Below are 14,444 nucleotides of genomic sequence, written 5' to 3' on the forward strand. Positions count from 1 at the left end.
ACTGTTACAGTAACATATTGCAACACTTGCGACATAATCCTGTGTCCTAGGCATCTTCCTGCTCAGCCTGTTCGGCCTCGGCGGCTTCGATGGCGACTTCCTGTGCCACTTCAAACGCAACTGGCGAAGCTGTTGGATACAGCGTCGACATTGTGCCGGTTTCGTCCACGGGTATCGATGCCCGCTGCGTCGTCCGATACAGGGCGTAAAGTGCCATTGCGAGTAACAGTGCCGCAATAAAGAGAAAAAAGCCCGGTGGCCCGAATACGGCATCCCCCATCAGCCATCCGGTGATCACCGGCCCGGCAATCGCGCCCAGACCGTTGATGAATACCAGCCCACCGGATGCGGCCGCCATATCCTCGTGATCCAGAAAGTCATTCGCATGCGCAATCAGCAAGGAGTAAAGCGGGTTGGACATACCGCCGATCAGGAAAGCCGAAGCAAGCAGAATTGGAAACGATCCGCCCATCATCATAGCGATCGTTGCGCCACCGGCACCGGCGAGCGCCACAAGCAAGATCAGAAAGCGGCGATCCATACGATCAGAAAACCAGCCCAAAGGGTATTGCAAGACCACCGCACCAACATAAAATGCTGCAACGAAGGTCGAAATTTCAACTAGCGACAACCCTGCCCGGGCGCCATACACCGCCGCCATGCCGAACTGCGCCGAAAACACGCCCCCCAGAAGAAACATGCCCACGCAGCCCAGAGGCGAGGTTTCCAGTAGTTTCTTCAGGGTCATCGGTTTGGTGGTATCAAAGGCCGGTGTGGGCGAGATTGACAGCAAAATCGGTGCGAAGGACACTGAAACCAGGATCGAGGCGATCACAAAGGTCTCGTAACCGGCCGGGTCACCAACAAGAACAAGCGCCTGCGCACTGATGATCCCCGTCATCTGGACGATCATATAGAGCGACAGCGCCTGCCCGCGATTTTCGTTGCTGGCCGCATTGTTGAGCCAGCTTTCGGCGGTGACATAGACGCCCGAAAAACAGAACCCGATCACCACCCGGCCCAGAATCCATGCGATCGGGTTTGTCAGCATGGGATACATAATCATCACGGCTGAAATGAACGACGCAAGGGCCGCAAAGACCCGCACGTGGCCAACACGCCGGATCATCTCGGGCGCAAGGCGTGAGCCGCCCAGAAAGCCCAGGAAATAAGCCGACATGACAAAAGACATCTCGAAGGTCGAAAAGCCTTCGATCTCACCCCGCACACCCAGAATCGTGCCCTGAAGGCCGTTTCCGACCATCAGCAACCCCATGCCGAGCAGCAGCGCCCATGCGCTGGAAAGGACCTGAATCATTGGGGCCTCCGACTAATGCCAACCTGTTTTTAATGTCGTTCTGCGATCAAAGACCGCCTGCGTCGCGCTTGTCTACGACATTCCCGATCCGTGATACTGTTTCCGCGCCTCTCAAGGGAACAAAAGCGACGCGTCGCCATAGGAAAAGAACCGGTATTTCCGGGCGATGGCATGCGCGTAGACATCGCGCATCCGATCCTGTCCCATCAGTGCCGAAACCAGCATGAGCAACGTGGATTTCGGCAGATGAAAATTGGTCATCAATGCGTCAGTGACATGGAATTCAAAACCGGGATAGATGAAGATATCCGTTTCGCCTTCCCAGGGTTCAATCTTTCCTGACCTTGCCGCACTTTCGATCAGGCGCAAAGCCGTTGTCCCTACCGGGATCACCCGCCCGCCGGCGACCTTGGTTGCCTGTATCTCGGCGGCGGCGCCGGGGCTTACCTGCCCCCATTCAGCATGCATCTTGTGTGTTGTGACATCCTCAACCTTGACCGGAAGAAAAGTCCCTGCCCCCACATGAAGCGTCACATGCGTGAAGCTTACCCCCCGTTTTGCCAGCGCCCGCATCAGCGCCTCATCGAAATGCAACGATGCGGTCGGGGCGGCCACGGCGCCTGAATGATTTGCCCAGATGGTCTGATAGTCCGTCTTGTCCCGTTCATCAGCCGGACGTTTGGCTGCGATGTAGGGCGGCAAAGGCATTGCTCCGGCCTGATCCAGCGCCGCGTCGAAATCCTCGCCGCTGAGATTGAAGCGCAGATGCGCCTGGCCATCCGCAACCCTGTCCAGCGTGGCGCTGAGATCGTCCGAGAAGACAATCTCTTCCCCAAGATTCACCTTCTTGAGCGGCTTGATCAACGCAGACCACGTGCCATCGGCCTGTGGATCCAGCAAAGTGGCCTCGATCCCTGCGGAAACCGGCCCCTGCGCGCTGTCTCGGTGACGCCGGCCGTTCAGTCGCGCCGGAATAACCCGTGTGTCATTCAACACCAGCCGGTCGCCGGGCCGCAGGAAATCGGGCAGGTCGAAAACATGGTTGTCCGTGATTGCATCCCCCTGCGCCACAAGCAGACGTGCAGAGGAACGCGGGCTGGCCGGCCGCGTGGCGATCAGGTCTTCGGGCAGATGGAAATCAAAATCGCTGAGTTTCATGCCCGCGCCTTACAACTCTGCATCAGATTCGGCCATATCCTGTCAGCGGTCACTTGGGGATGAGCCGAATGTGCGTTTGGGTTCATCCGGCTTCTGCGGCACTGCGTTCGGACCATCCTGAACTTTGGGGGCCGGGGCGCGCATCAGGTCGCGCAGGAACAGAGGTGCGAGACCGGACAACGGATTTACCGACACTTTGGGCGAGGCAAGCGGGCCGGTCAGAGTGTAGTTGAAGCCAAAAACGCCTTCACCCTTGCGCGTAAACACGCTGCCAACTGCGTTGAGCAGGTATATGGGCGAGATCGCACCGCGCAAGTTCAGCAATCCGTTCACCGTGTCGATGGTGCCATCAAAAGACAGGCCCATCGACGGGCCGACGGCACTGCCGCTGAGCACTTTGATGTCTGTGGGGGTGACACGCATCCGGCTATCGATTGCTGCAAAAAAGATACCCTGCCCCGCCATTTCATCCAACAAGCCCACAAGACTGATGGCATTCAGCAAGGCCGCCATGGCCGGGGCGTCGGTGATCCGTGTGTTGGTGATTCTCAGTATCACGTCATAGCTGCCGGCTGCGGCCACAGGTTCGAGCTTGAGGGTCATTTCTCCGCCCCGCGCCTGTGTCAGTACTCCGGCGGATCGCAGCACGGACCCCGCATCTTGCGACGTCAGGTCAACGGCACTTCGGCTCCCTCTGGGGCTGACCTGCCCCCTGACCGGCGCGCCACCATTGACCTGCGCGGTGAAGTTCCCTTGTATTCCGCCGGTCGTCTGAAAGGCACCCTGGAACCCGGTCAGCGCGACGGTTTCCGTAACCTGAAGGCGATCCAGCGTCACGTCCAGTTTCGGCCCGGCACCGCCCCCGCCGCCCGATCCGCCGCTTTCGCCGAAATTCGCGCGGCCCATATCAAGGACGCCGCCAAGCACACGGATATCCGGCATGGCGTTTCCGCGCCCGATCAGCTCTGCCGGGACCGCCAGCCAATCGCCCAGGTCAAAAGAGGTGAAGCGAACCCGGTCATATTCGCCGTTTTCACGAAACGTGATGGAGGCTGTTGTACGCAAACCCGCTGCATTTATGCGCAGGCTATCCACCTTCAACTGCGACCCCAAAGTCGCTTCGGCCGTCAGAGAGCCGGTCGAATTGGCCCCCTTTCTCCAACCAAGTTCGGGTATGGCTAGCGCGACACCCTGCAAATCGGACGTGACGGACAATTTCGGGGCAACCCCGGCGCCGAGCCCCAACGTGATATCTGCAATCCCTTTGCCGGTCAGCATCCCCGGAGGCAGACCGGCGCCGATCTCATCCATCAATCGCGGCGACAGCTCGATCTGACCGGTCAGGGTGCTTCGCTGTTCAGACTTGCCGTCTATCGGCTGCCGCCAGAGCGCCGTCAGCGGTACGTCCCCGAACTGCCCCTGCCCCTGAATCTGAACGCCGGACTGATCACCAGAAAGGGCCAGAAGATCAGCACTGATGTCAAATCCGGGCACCAAGCGGTCACTGAACAGGTTGGCCAACCTTCCGTCGAAATGGAACTCGGTCTCGTCAAACTTGAGACCCTTTTTCAAGGGCAGGGAAAGGGTTCCCGCAAGCGACACCGTTCCTTTTGCCACATCAACGGGTAACCCCGCCTTGCTGAGCAATTCCAGCGGAGGCCGGTCCAACAAAGACAACGCGGCCGTCACGCTGCCTTTGGCCTGAATGCGCGCGATCGCCGGCGCGGATTTCTTGATATCCGTATCGGGTATGATGAAGGACGTCCCCGACGCATCAACAGCACCGCCGTCATCCGCAATCACAACGCCCTGCTGCGCAGTGACGGTAAAGCGTTGATTGAGCAAGCTGGCCTGACCCTGAGCGTTTTCGATCGGCGGCAGGGTTTTGACAAATCGGACCTTCGCCTTTTCAAACCCGAAATCCAGATAGAGATCGGGTTTGGATCCGGGCAGCAGGCGCAGGGCAAAATCCATATCCGACAGAACCCCTTCGTACAGGTTTTCGGTCACCCACTCTCGCGGTTTCGGGGCCAGACGTTCGGGCCAGTAACTGAGCACCTTGTCTGAGGTCATCTGATCCAAATGTGCATCCAGCTTGACGGCCCAGCCATCCGGCCGCCCGGTCAGGACACCAAAGGCACGCACCGTGTGACCCGGATCTTCTATGGTCATCTGACCCAGATTCAGCTGGAACGGATTGAGGGCCATCTTGAAATCCAGGCTGGCCCGCGAAAGCTGAATAGGCTGCGGGAACAGGTTTGCCGGGTTTACGTTGATACCGGACAGCCGCAACTGTGCAGACAGGCTGTCCAGCACGCCATCTTCCACACCTTCCAGAAACGCCTTTCCGTCAGCCTGTACTTCACCCCAGGCCGAGACCACCGAAACTTCGTTGAAGTTCAGGATCTGGCCTTCGGGATCATAGGTGAAATAGGTGCGCGCTGCTTCGAAAGGAACCGGGCGTGTTTCCGGGTTTGGCTGCACCGCCCCCGCCCCCAGATTCAGCGTGGCGTACAAGGTTCCTATCGCGCCGTTTTCATCGACACCACCGCGCAAGGCACCCGAGATCGGGGCCCGCAGAACCTGCAACCAGGCAAGTGCGGGCGTTTGGCCCGCGATGTCCTCGGCCGGAAGATCGGTGACTGAGATTCCGAAATGTGCGGCAGGTGTGCCCAGAACGCTTGTATAATTGGCCTCGATGGCACTGACATAGTCACGCCCCGCCAGAACCGAAAACCCGGTTGCCAAGCGCACTTCGTTGCCGGCTCGGTTGGCTTGAATATGCCCACCGTCCAGAATCCAGGACCGCTCCTGCCGAAGATCTCGATAATCCAGTGTGATCGCATCAAGCTCGACCGAGGTCAGCGCCGACAGGGCCGGAGACAGGAAGACCTGATCCGAAGCCTCGATAAGCTGTGCCAGGTTCGGGGCCTCCTGCACCGGTGCGCTGCCGGACCCGACCGTAAGGCTCAGCGCCCCGTCCTTGTCTCGGGTCACGGCGACCTGCGCACCCCTTAGAATTATCCTTTTGGGACGAACGTGCCCCCGCAACAAGGGGCGCATCGCCAGACTGGCGCGCATGTCGGACACCTGCGCAATTTGCCGACCCTCAGCGTCGCTGATGGCCACATCGGTCAGACGCAGACGGGGTCGCCATCCCTCGTGAATGATGAAACTCACGTCGCCAAACCGGATTTGCAGCCCGCCCAATGCCTGTTCAAGCCGCGCCTCGACCCTGTCCCGCAGCCAGACGGGTGCGTGCATTCTTTGCCCGACAACCATGAAACCGGTGAACAGCGCCAGCAACACCAGCACGAAAGTGCCGCGCATGGCCCACAGGCCAGCGGCCCGACGGCGAGACCGACGGCGCGCGGGCTTAACGGGCCGTGCTCCGTCACCGTCTTCGTGCTGCTTCAAATTGCTATCCACGCCTTCCAACCCGCACGCGTTGCCCTATGATATCAGGCAGCCTTTAAAAACCTTTAGCGGAGTTTCCAATGCCCGACGTTTCAGACATCGCCCCTGACTTCACTTTGCCGCGCGACGGCGGCGGCGAGGTGACGCTTTCGGCGTTGCGCGGTAGCACCGTGGTTCTGTTTTTCTACCCCCGCGATGATACGCCGGGCTGCACCAAGGAATCCATCGGTTTCTCGGAACAACTTCAGGCCTTTGCCGATGCGGGCGCACAAGTTTTCGGCATCTCGCGCGACAGCGTCGCCAAACATGACAAATTCGTCGCCAAGCATGGGCTGACCACACCGCTGTTGTCGGATGAGAGCTCGACCGTCTGTGAAGACTACGGCGTGTGGGTCGAAAAAAACATGTACGGGCGCAAATCGATGGGGATCGAGCGTTCGACTTTTGTCATCGACCCCGAAGGCAAAATTGCCCGCGTTTGGCGCAAGGTCAAAGTTCCCGGCCACGTGGACGAGGTGCTGGAAGCCGTGCGCGCGCTGTAACGTCCTCGACCACGGTCGCCATCCGGTTTAAGAGCCACAGGACCAACCAGGCGGAGAATAATGGTGTCCAAATCGCTGACTCAGATGGCGACCGAAGTGCTTGCAACGGCGGAAGGTCGGGAAAAGACCGCCCTGTCCAAACAGCACGCCGCAGCGTGGTTTGCCTCGCGCAAGGGCGACGCCCCCCCGATCGAGATCGGTACGGCATCGCCCCCATTGCGACCCGCGCGCCCGGAACGGCCCGAACTCCTGTCTCCGCGCGAGGTGCCAAAGCGCAAACCGGGCACCGAGGCGGGCCGCATCGCCCTTTTGCACGCAGTGGCGCATATCGAACTGAACGCCGTCGATCTGCATTGGGATATCATTGCCCGCTTTGGCCATGTGCCGATGCCGATCGGGTTTTATGACGATTGGGTAAAATGCGCCGAAGAGGAATCGCGCCATTTCGAGATGGTCTGCGATTGCCTGGAACAGATGGGCAGCCACTATGGCGCCTTGCCCGCCCATGCGGGCATGTGGCGCGCGGCCGAGGACACCGTAGACGACCTGATGGGACGGCTTGCGGTCGTGCCGATGGTGCTCGAAGCGCGTGGTCTGGATGTGACCCCCGGCATGATCGAGATTTTTCGCAAGGCCAAGTCTGAACAGGCCATCGCGGCGCTTGAGGTGATCTATGCCGAAGAAGTCGGCCATGTCGCTTATGGGTCCAAGTGGTTTCACTTCCTGTGCGGCCGTGAAAACACGGACCCCAAGGATGTGTTTCACGCATTGGTACGCCGGTATTTCCACGGCGTCCTCAAACCACCCTTCAACGAGGAAAAACGGGCCGAGGCCGGGTTGCCGCCCGATTTCTACTGGCCGCTGACCGAAGACCTGCCCACGCCCGGCGGAATCCCAAACTGACGCCTCAAGATTGTTTTCGGCAATTTCCCGCCGATCTTTGGGGGGATTTCTACGCAGTTGGCGCCGGACTGATCAACAAACTTGCCCGAACGCTGCCTGCCCTTTATGCAGTCGGCCCAAGGAGCGGCCGGCACCCACAACCGGTCCCGATCTTGGGGATGAGAGGTAGGACGCGTGCGAACACGTCTGGCAATAAAAATACACTCCGCATTTGAACGGTACTTTCCGGAACGCCGGGTTTTTCTGAAGTCTGACAAAGATACACGTTTTATCCGTCTCAGCTCGGAAACGCAGGTGGTCGCGGTGGCCGGTGTTGCCGTCATGGTCGGATGGACCGCGGTAGCAACTGCCATTCTGCTGATGGACAGCATTGGTTCGGGCAACTTCCGGGAACAGGCGAAACGCGACCAGGCAACCTATCAAGAACGATTGAATATCCTGTCCGCAGAACGCGACGCCCGTGCGCAGGAAGCGCTCGCCGCTCAGGATCGTTTCAATGCCGCGCTGGAACAGATATCCGCCATGCAGTCCGAACTGCTGGCTTCGGAAAACCGCCGTCGCGAACTTGAGACGGGGATCGAAGTCATTCAGACCACGCTGCGCACCACCATGAAACAGCGCGAAGTTGCGCGGAAGGAACTGGCGGCGCTGAAGCAGGAAAACAGCAAGGCTGACATGTACGTAACGGCCTCCAGCGCGCCGGTACAGATGGCCTTCATGACGGATGCTCTGGCGCGCACGGCCGAGGAACGCGATCAGATCGCCGCCGACGCCCGAGAGGCACTGGACCAGCGCGATGATCTTGAGCTGGAAATCCGCCTTATGCAGGAACGCAGCGACGAGATTTTCCGACAGCTGGAAGAGGCCATGGTGATCTCGGTCGAGCCGCTGGACAAGATGTTCCGTCAGGCGGGAATGCCAACAGACCGCATCATCGAAGAGGTCCGGCGCGGATATAGCGGTATGGGCGGTCCGCTGACCCCTTTATCCCTTAGCACGCGCGGTGAGGTGGACGAGGTGTCCGCCGAGGAAGCCCGCGCGAATACATTGCTGAAACAGATGGATCAGCTGAACCTTTACCGACTTGCTGCGGAAAAGGCCCCCTTTGCCAATCCCGTACATTCGGCCGTGCGTTTTACCAGCGGCTATGGCAGCCGGCGCGACCCCAAAACCGGTGGTCGCCGGATGCATAACGGGGTCGATTTTGCCGGGCCGCAAGGCACGGATATCTTTGCGACCGCAGACGGCGTCGTTACCCACGCAGGCTGGCAATCCGGTTTCGGACGGCTTGTGAAAATCAAGCACCCATTCGGAATTGAGACACTTTACGCTCATAACACCAAGATCAACGTGAAGGTTGGTCAAAGGGTCTCGCGCGGGGATCATATTGCTGATATGGGTAGCACCGGACGGTCGACCGGCACGCATCTGCACTATGAGGTGCGCGTGAACGGAAAACCCGTAAACCCAATGACTTACATCAAGGCTGCGAGAAATGTTTTCTAAAAGCAAAATCAACGAGCCCGCATCCAAGGCACCCGAGGCGGCCAAACCAGCCGCTCCGGCGACCCCAGCGGCCCCTGCACCGACCGAGTCGAAACCTGCCACTGCACCCAAGCCCAAACCGCCTGCGTCGGTTTTGTCTTCGGATCTGCACATCACTGGCAATATCAAAACCTCTGGTGACATACAGGTGGAAGGCACAGTCGAAGGCGACATCCGCGCTCACCTTCTGACCATTGGTGAGTCGGCAACGATCAAAGGTGAAGTCACCGCAGATGACGTCGTGATCAACGGACGTATCGTGGGTCGCGTACGTGGTCTCAAGGTGCGTCTGACATCGACCGCACGTGTCGAAGGCGACATCATCCACAAGACCATCGCCATCGAAAGCGGAGCGCATTTCGAAGGATCCGTACAGCGGCAGGACGATCCGCTGAATCCGGGCCGCAGCGCCAAAGCCGGATCGAACCCGGCAGCAGACGTCAAGCAGTAATTCGACCCATCAGGTCAGATCGGAAACGCCGCGGGGAGACCCGAGGCGTTTCTTTTTTGCACCGCAGCCTGTATCCGGGAAACCTGTTTTGATCCCGCCGGGATCACGTTAGGGTCGGGCCATGTTGATTTTTCTGACACTTGTTGCGGTGGTCGCCACAGGTCTGGCCTTTTACTTCTGGTCCAAACGACAGGCGCGCCACGCCCTGTTGGCCGCGCCGTTGACTGACAAGCAACGGCAGCTTGTCGACGCTCAGGTCCCGATCTTGCGGAAACTGCCGCAAGGCCTGCGCGCAAAGCTGGAGGGCAAGATCAACCTGTTCCTTGATCAGGTTGAATTCATTGGGTGTGACGGCCTGGACGTTTCCGAAGACATGCAACTGTCCATCGCCGCGCAAGCCTGTCTGCTGGTTGTGAATACCGATCTCTGGTATGACAATCTGACCACTATCCTGATCTATCCCAGCGCATTCAAATCCAGACAGAGCCGGCACAGCGGCTATGTCGTCACCGAGAAGGAAATCGTGCGCACAGGGGAAAGCTGGAACCGCGGCCCGGTGATCCTGTCCTGGGCGCATAGCCAGCGCGGAGCCATGAACGATCATGACGGCCAAAATGTTGTGTTTCACGAATTTGCACACCAGATCGACGATCTGACAGGGTCGGCCAACGGAGTGCCCGTACTTAGCGACGACCAAAGCTTTTCAGAATGGGAATCCGCATTCCTGACAGCCTATGACGCGCATGTACGCGCCGTTGAATCCGGGCAGCCAACCGTAATCGACCCTTATGGCGCGGAAGGGCACGAGGAGTTTTTCGCCGTTTCGGTTGAAGTGTTCTTTGAGCGGCCAAAGGCCCTGCGCAGGTCGGACCCGGAGGTTTACAAGCAACTGTCCAAGCTGTTTCACTTGGATCCTTCTCAATGGCACTAAGGCTTTGCGACCCCTGGTGCGCGGGTGCCGGGAAAATTCCCCGTTCGGCTCAATTTAACAAAAGTTAATTTATGAATTACACTTAAGCTCATTGCATTGTGGAGGAAATTTCATGTCATCAAAACTACTGGCCGAGTTCTTCGGCACCTTCTGGCTGGTTCTCGGAGGTTGCGGCAGTGCCGTATTGGCAGCGGGCGTTGCAGATGTCGGCATTGGGTGGCTTGGCGTTTCCTTCGCCTTCGGCCTGACGGTTCTGACAATGGCTTACACGGTTGGCCATATCTCGGGCGGGCACTTCAATCCGGCGGTCAGCCTTGGTCTGATGATCGGCGGGCGGTTTCCGGCAAAGGATCTGCTGCCCTACTGGATCGCTCAGGTCATCGGCGCCATAGCCGCCGCAGTGGTTCTGTATCTGATCGTCAGCGGTGCGCCCGACTTCGCCGGCGTCGGGGGATTTGCGTCCAACGGATATGGTGAGGCCTCACCCGGCGGATACTCTCTGATGTCCGCTCTGGTGATCGAGATCGTGATGACCGCTTTCTTCATCCTGATCATCCTGGGTGCAACCTCGGACAAGGCGCCGGCCGGTTTCGCCCCCATCGCAATTGGTCTGGCCTTGACCCTGATCCACCTGGTGTCAATTCCGGTCACCAACACTTCGGTCAACCCGGCCCGGTCCACAGGCGTCGCCCTGTTTGCCGACGGCCCTGCCCTGTCACAGCTGTGGCTGTTCTGGGTGGCCCCGCTGATCGGCGGCGCAATCGGTGCGGTCATCTGGAAAGCGATGTCACAAGACGATTGAGTTTCGTTCAATCGACCGTAAGAAACAGCCCGGCGCTTTTTGGAACGCCGGGCTGTTTCGGTTCATTCGGTGACGGTGACTTTTTTCATCATGTCGGGCTGTCCCGTAACCGCTCCGGTCTGGGAATGCCCCCGTTTGATCGCATCCACAACGTCCATACCATCGGTCACCTGACCGACCACGGTGTATTGGCCATCCAGAAACGGGCCGGGTTCGAACATGATAAAGAACTGCGAATTGGCCGAATCCGGGTTCTGCGATCGGGCCATGCCGACCACGCCACGATCAAAGGTCAGATCAGAAAACTCAGCCGGCAGATCCGGGCGGTCTGACCCGCCACGCCCGGCATACCGCATGTCAAAGCCGTTCGCGGTGGAATTGCCGTATTGAACATCGCCGGTCTGGGCCATGAAACCTTCGATCACGCGGTGGAACACCACACCATCGTACGTGCCGTCCGCAGCCAATGCCGTGATCTGTTCCACGTGCTTCGGCGCGACATCTTCGAACAGATCGATGGAGATCGTGCCATTGGCCCCTTCCCCTTCGACCTCGATCTGCAAACCGCTGGCCAGCGCCGGGCTTGCCAGCAGGGCAAAGGCGGCGGCAAGCTTATACATCTGCGGCCACCTTGACGCTGATCATGCGGTCGGGGTTCGCAGGCGGCTCACCACGTACGATTGCGTCCACATGCTCCATGCCTTCGATGACGCGGCCATAAACGGTGTACTGACCGTTCAGGAAGTGGTTGTCCTTGAAGTTGATGAAGAACTGAGAGTTGGCCGAATCCGGGTTCTGCGACCGGGCCGCGCCCAGCGTACCGCGATCATGGGGCAGCTTGGAAAACTCTGCCGGCACGTTCGGCAGCGACGAACCGCCGGTCCCCGCCATACGCAGGTTGAACCCATCTTCCATGTCGCCGTGCTGCACGTCACCGGTTTGGGCCATGAAGCCGTCGATCACTCGGTGAAAGGCCACGTTGTCGTATTCTCCGCTGCGGGCCAGTTCTTTCATCCGCGCGCTGTGCAAAGGCGCCACATCCGGCAGCAGCTCGATGACGACATTGCCGTCTTTCAGCTCGATGATGATCGTGTTTTCGGGATCCTTGATCTCGGCCATGAGGCCCTCCTGTCGTTTATCTTGCGCAAATACCTATGACGCACGCGTACGAATGCCAAGTGACGCATTGACCTGAGGGCAAATTGCAGGAAAAGAACCGCCTAAATCATTTGCCAATGACAAGGATCGCACAATGGGCTGGAAAACACTGGACGATATGGACCTGAACGGCAAACGCGTGCTGGTGCGTGTGGATATCAACGTGCCCGTGGTTGACGGTGTTGTGACCGACGCCACCCGCATTCAAAGGATCGTCCCCTCGGTGCGCGATATTCTGGCCGCTGGTGGAAAACCGATCCTTCTGGCTCATTTTGGCCGTCCCGGTGGCGAACGGCGTGAAAGCCTGTCGCTGAAACAACTGGTCCCGACATTGGAAAGCGCTTTTGGCGCAAAGGTGCAGTTTGCTGCCGATTGCGTCGGGGCCGAGGCGGAACTGGCCGCCGGTGCCTTGCAGCCCGGCCAGGTGCTGTTGCTCGAGAACACGCGTTTTCACGCGGAGGAAACCAAGAACGATGCCGATCTGGCCGCAGGTATGGCCAGGCTGGGTGACGTGTACTGCAACGACGCGTTTTCAGCGGCGCATCGGGCCCACAGCTCGACCGAGGCCATCGCGCGCCTGTTGCCTGCCTGTGCGGGCCGTTTGATGCAGGCCGAGTTGCAGGCACTGGAAAGCGCGTTGGGCGCGCCCAAACGCCCGGTAACAGCGGTTGTGGGCGGGGCCAAGGTCTCGACCAAGCTGGAACTGCTGGGTAATCTGATCGACAAGGTCGATTATCTGGTGATCGGTGGCGGCATGGCCAATACGTTCCTCGTCGCGCAAGGTGTCAGTGTCGGAAAATCGCTGGCCGAAACTGCGATGAAAGACACCGCTGCCGAAATTCTGGCCAAGGCCGAAAGCACCGGCTGCCAGATCGCTCTGCCACGTGACGTCGTGGTTGCCAAAAAGTTTGAAGCCGATGCCCCTCATCAGGTTTTGCCCGCGGATCAATGCCCCGAGGATGGCATGATCCTGGACGCTGGCCCCGAAAGCGTGGCCGCGATCATCGAGATATTCGAAAAAAGCAAAACCCTGATCTGGAACGGACCGCTGGGCGCATTCGAACTGGAACCGTTCGACGCCGCCACCAATGCCGCCGCCTTGAAGGCGGCCGCGCTCAGCCGTTCGGGCCAGCTGATCTCGGTCGCCGGAGGTGGAGACACGGTTGCTGCCCTGAACGCCTCGGGTGCCGCCAAGGACTTCACCTATATCTCAACCGCGGGTGGCGCGTTTCTGGAATGGATGGAAGGCAAAACGCTGCCCGGTGTCGCAGCGCTGGATCAGTAAGCACTGCTTGCCGCCTTTGATCGCCTGACATGGTCCATGGTATTATCCCCTTTTGAACGGGGGATATTACCGTGAAGCCAATTTATTTTCTTGTCCTAATGATGCTGCCCTGCTCTGCCGCCGCTCAATCCAGTTGCGGCGGCCAAACCCAGCTTGACGCCAATTTCTGCGCCAAGGAACAATGGGAGGCCGCAGATCGCGAACTCAACCGGCTGTGGGCACAGATCAAACCCGCAGCCGATGCGCGCGGCAACGGCGATGCTCTTCTGGCCGAACAACGCGTCTGGCTGAAGGTCCGAGACGCAACCTGCGACAAGGAATTGTCAGGCGGCGGCAGCGCTGCGCCGATGTTCTACTGGACCTGCATGAAAGAACAGACCGTCGCGCGAAATCAGGCGCTGGAATCCTGGCGCTGACGAGGATCAGGACGCGCTTAAATTACTGATGAAAAAATCGAAACAGGGGATTCACAACCCGAATCACCTGTGACATAGTGTGTTCAGATGCTCGCAAAGGGCACGTTTTTGAGGCTAGTTTTCATACGGCGGTAAACAGAGTGTCCCGTTCCCATCGGCCCGGTTTGGGCTCAATCATCTTTTTCTCGGTGGCTTTCATGCTTGGTGTGTATTTCACCTTTGCCGCCGTACAAGGTGACTATGGCCTGTTTCGGCGGGTCGAAATTGCTGCGGAACGGGACGCCCTGTCACAGGACCTGGAAAAGCTGAATGCCCAAATCGCCGAATTGGAAAACCTGACCCGGCGCCTGTCCGACACCTATCTGGATCTTGACCTGCTCGATCAGCAAGCGCGTTCGGTTCTTGGTATGATCCGAGCGGATGAAATCGTGATCCGCTGATCCTGTTTGGGCTGCCGGATACTGTCGGACCATGGTCACACCGCTTTGCCCGTCGGCTGCGCCGCGCCCGTTCGGACG

The 14,444-nt window shown here is 59.1% G+C and carries 14 protein-coding genes; 9 read left to right on the forward strand and 5 right to left on the reverse strand.

Annotated elements, in window-relative coordinates; all coding sequences use genetic code 11:
• Window positions 1–46 precede the first annotated feature (46 nt).
• From ACR0FB_RS02980 to ACR0FB_RS02990, 3 genes are all read right to left on the reverse strand, one after another.
• Window positions 47–1,318, reverse strand: a complete 1,272-nt coding sequence (locus ACR0FB_RS02980; RefSeq protein WP_171631739.1) for an MFS transporter — start codon at window positions 1,316–1,318, stop codon at window positions 47–49.
• Between the two features lie 111 nt (window positions 1,319–1,429).
• A complete protein-coding gene (queA, locus tag ACR0FB_RS02985) occupies window positions 1,430–2,476 on the reverse strand; it encodes a tRNA preQ1(34) S-adenosylmethionine ribosyltransferase-isomerase QueA (protein ID WP_480619644.1) in 1,047 nt (348 codons plus the stop codon).
• A gap of 42 nt (window positions 2,477–2,518) precedes the next feature.
• Window positions 2,519–5,893 carry a YhdP family protein gene (locus ACR0FB_RS02990; RefSeq protein WP_480619646.1) on the reverse strand — a complete coding sequence of 1,125 codons (3,375 nt, stop codon included), beginning with the start codon at window positions 5,891–5,893 and terminating at the stop codon, window positions 2,519–2,521.
• An 80-nt stretch (window positions 5,894–5,973) separates the two neighbouring features.
• On the opposite strand from ACR0FB_RS02990, the gene ACR0FB_RS02995 reads away from it, so the two are divergent.
• From ACR0FB_RS02995 to aqpZ, 6 genes are all read left to right on the forward strand, one after another.
• A complete protein-coding gene (locus tag ACR0FB_RS02995; protein WP_171723075.1) occupies window positions 5,974–6,435 on the forward strand; it encodes a peroxiredoxin in 462 nt (153 codons plus the stop codon).
• A 60-nt stretch (window positions 6,436–6,495) separates the two neighbouring features.
• Window positions 6,496–7,338, forward strand: coding sequence for a ferritin-like domain-containing protein (locus ACR0FB_RS03000; protein ID WP_480619648.1), 843 nt, complete (start codon window positions 6,496–6,498; stop codon window positions 7,336–7,338).
• Window positions 7,339–7,512: 174 nt separating this feature from the next.
• A complete protein-coding gene (locus tag ACR0FB_RS03005) occupies window positions 7,513–8,844 on the forward strand; it encodes a DUF5930 domain-containing protein (RefSeq protein ID WP_480619650.1) in 1,332 nt (443 codons plus the stop codon).
• Window positions 8,834–9,334 (forward strand): bactofilin family protein, encoded by a 501-nt coding sequence (locus ACR0FB_RS03010; RefSeq protein WP_117868644.1) that lies wholly within the window; start codon window positions 8,834–8,836, stop codon window positions 9,332–9,334. The genes ACR0FB_RS03005 and ACR0FB_RS03010 overlap by 11 nt, the downstream gene beginning before the upstream one ends.
• A 121-nt stretch (window positions 9,335–9,455) precedes the next feature.
• Window positions 9,456–10,265 (forward strand): M90 family metallopeptidase, encoded by an 810-nt coding sequence (locus ACR0FB_RS03015; protein ID WP_480619652.1) that lies wholly within the window; start codon window positions 9,456–9,458, stop codon window positions 10,263–10,265.
• A gap of 112 nt (window positions 10,266–10,377) precedes the next feature.
• A complete protein-coding gene (aqpZ, locus tag ACR0FB_RS03020; RefSeq protein ID WP_171167669.1) occupies window positions 10,378–11,067 on the forward strand; it encodes an aquaporin Z in 690 nt (229 codons plus the stop codon).
• 62 nt (window positions 11,068–11,129) lie between these two features.
• Here aqpZ and ACR0FB_RS03025 read toward each other — a convergent pair whose 3' ends face one another.
• A complete protein-coding gene (locus tag ACR0FB_RS03025; RefSeq protein ID WP_171723071.1) occupies window positions 11,130–11,687 on the reverse strand; it encodes a peptidylprolyl isomerase in 558 nt (185 codons plus the stop codon).
• Window positions 11,680–12,186 (reverse strand): peptidylprolyl isomerase, encoded by a 507-nt coding sequence (locus tag ACR0FB_RS03030; protein ID WP_152458298.1) that lies wholly within the window; start codon window positions 12,184–12,186, stop codon window positions 11,680–11,682. The genes ACR0FB_RS03025 and ACR0FB_RS03030 overlap by 8 nt, the downstream gene beginning before the upstream one ends.
• Before the next feature lie 133 nt (window positions 12,187–12,319).
• Here ACR0FB_RS03030 and ACR0FB_RS03035 point away from each other — a divergent pair, with 133 nt between their 5' ends.
• From ACR0FB_RS03035 to ACR0FB_RS03045, 3 genes are all read left to right on the forward strand, one after another.
• Window positions 12,320–13,510, forward strand: a complete 1,191-nt coding sequence (locus tag ACR0FB_RS03035) for a phosphoglycerate kinase (RefSeq protein WP_480619654.1) — start codon at window positions 12,320–12,322, stop codon at window positions 13,508–13,510.
• A gap of 71 nt (window positions 13,511–13,581) precedes the next feature.
• Window positions 13,582–13,926 (forward strand): lysozyme inhibitor LprI family protein, encoded by a 345-nt coding sequence (locus tag ACR0FB_RS03040; RefSeq protein ID WP_171723069.1) that lies wholly within the window; start codon window positions 13,582–13,584, stop codon window positions 13,924–13,926.
• A 140-nt stretch (window positions 13,927–14,066) separates the two neighbouring features.
• Window positions 14,067–14,366: an FtsB family cell division protein gene (locus tag ACR0FB_RS03045; protein WP_171115419.1), complete on the forward strand. Its 300-nt coding sequence runs from the start codon at window positions 14,067–14,069 to the stop codon at window positions 14,364–14,366.
• Window positions 14,367–14,444: the final 78 nt, after the last annotated feature.

The sequence above is a fragment of the Ruegeria sp. P10 genome (assembly GCF_056534925.1).

Coding starts and splice junctions, on each gene's coding strand:
- ACR0FB_RS02980 (WP_171631739.1), bottom strand. CDS start 1,318: ATGATTCAGGTCCTTTCCAGCGCATGGGCGCTGCTGCTCGGCATGGGG.
- ACR0FB_RS03025 (WP_171723071.1), bottom strand. CDS start 11,687: ATGTATAAGCTTGCCGCCGCCTTTGCCCTGCTGGCAAGCCCGGCGCTG.
- aqpZ (WP_171167669.1), top strand. CDS start 10,378: ATGTCATCAAAACTACTGGCCGAGTTCTTCGGCACCTTCTGGCTGGTT.
- ACR0FB_RS03000 (WP_480619648.1), top strand. CDS start 6,496: ATGGTGTCCAAATCGCTGACTCAGATGGCGACCGAAGTGCTTGCAACG.
- ACR0FB_RS02995 (WP_171723075.1), top strand. CDS start 5,974: ATGCCCGACGTTTCAGACATCGCCCCTGACTTCACTTTGCCGCGCGAC.
- ACR0FB_RS03010 (WP_117868644.1), top strand. CDS start 8,834: ATGTTTTCTAAAAGCAAAATCAACGAGCCCGCATCCAAGGCACCCGAG.
- queA (WP_480619644.1), bottom strand. CDS start 2,476: ATGAAACTCAGCGATTTTGATTTCCATCTGCCCGAAGACCTGATCGCC.
- ACR0FB_RS03015 (WP_480619652.1), top strand. CDS start 9,456: ATGTTGATTTTTCTGACACTTGTTGCGGTGGTCGCCACAGGTCTGGCC.
- ACR0FB_RS03035 (WP_480619654.1), top strand. CDS start 12,320: ATGGGCTGGAAAACACTGGACGATATGGACCTGAACGGCAAACGCGTG.
- ACR0FB_RS03030 (WP_152458298.1), bottom strand. CDS start 12,186: ATGGCCGAGATCAAGGATCCCGAAAACACGATCATCATCGAGCTGAAA.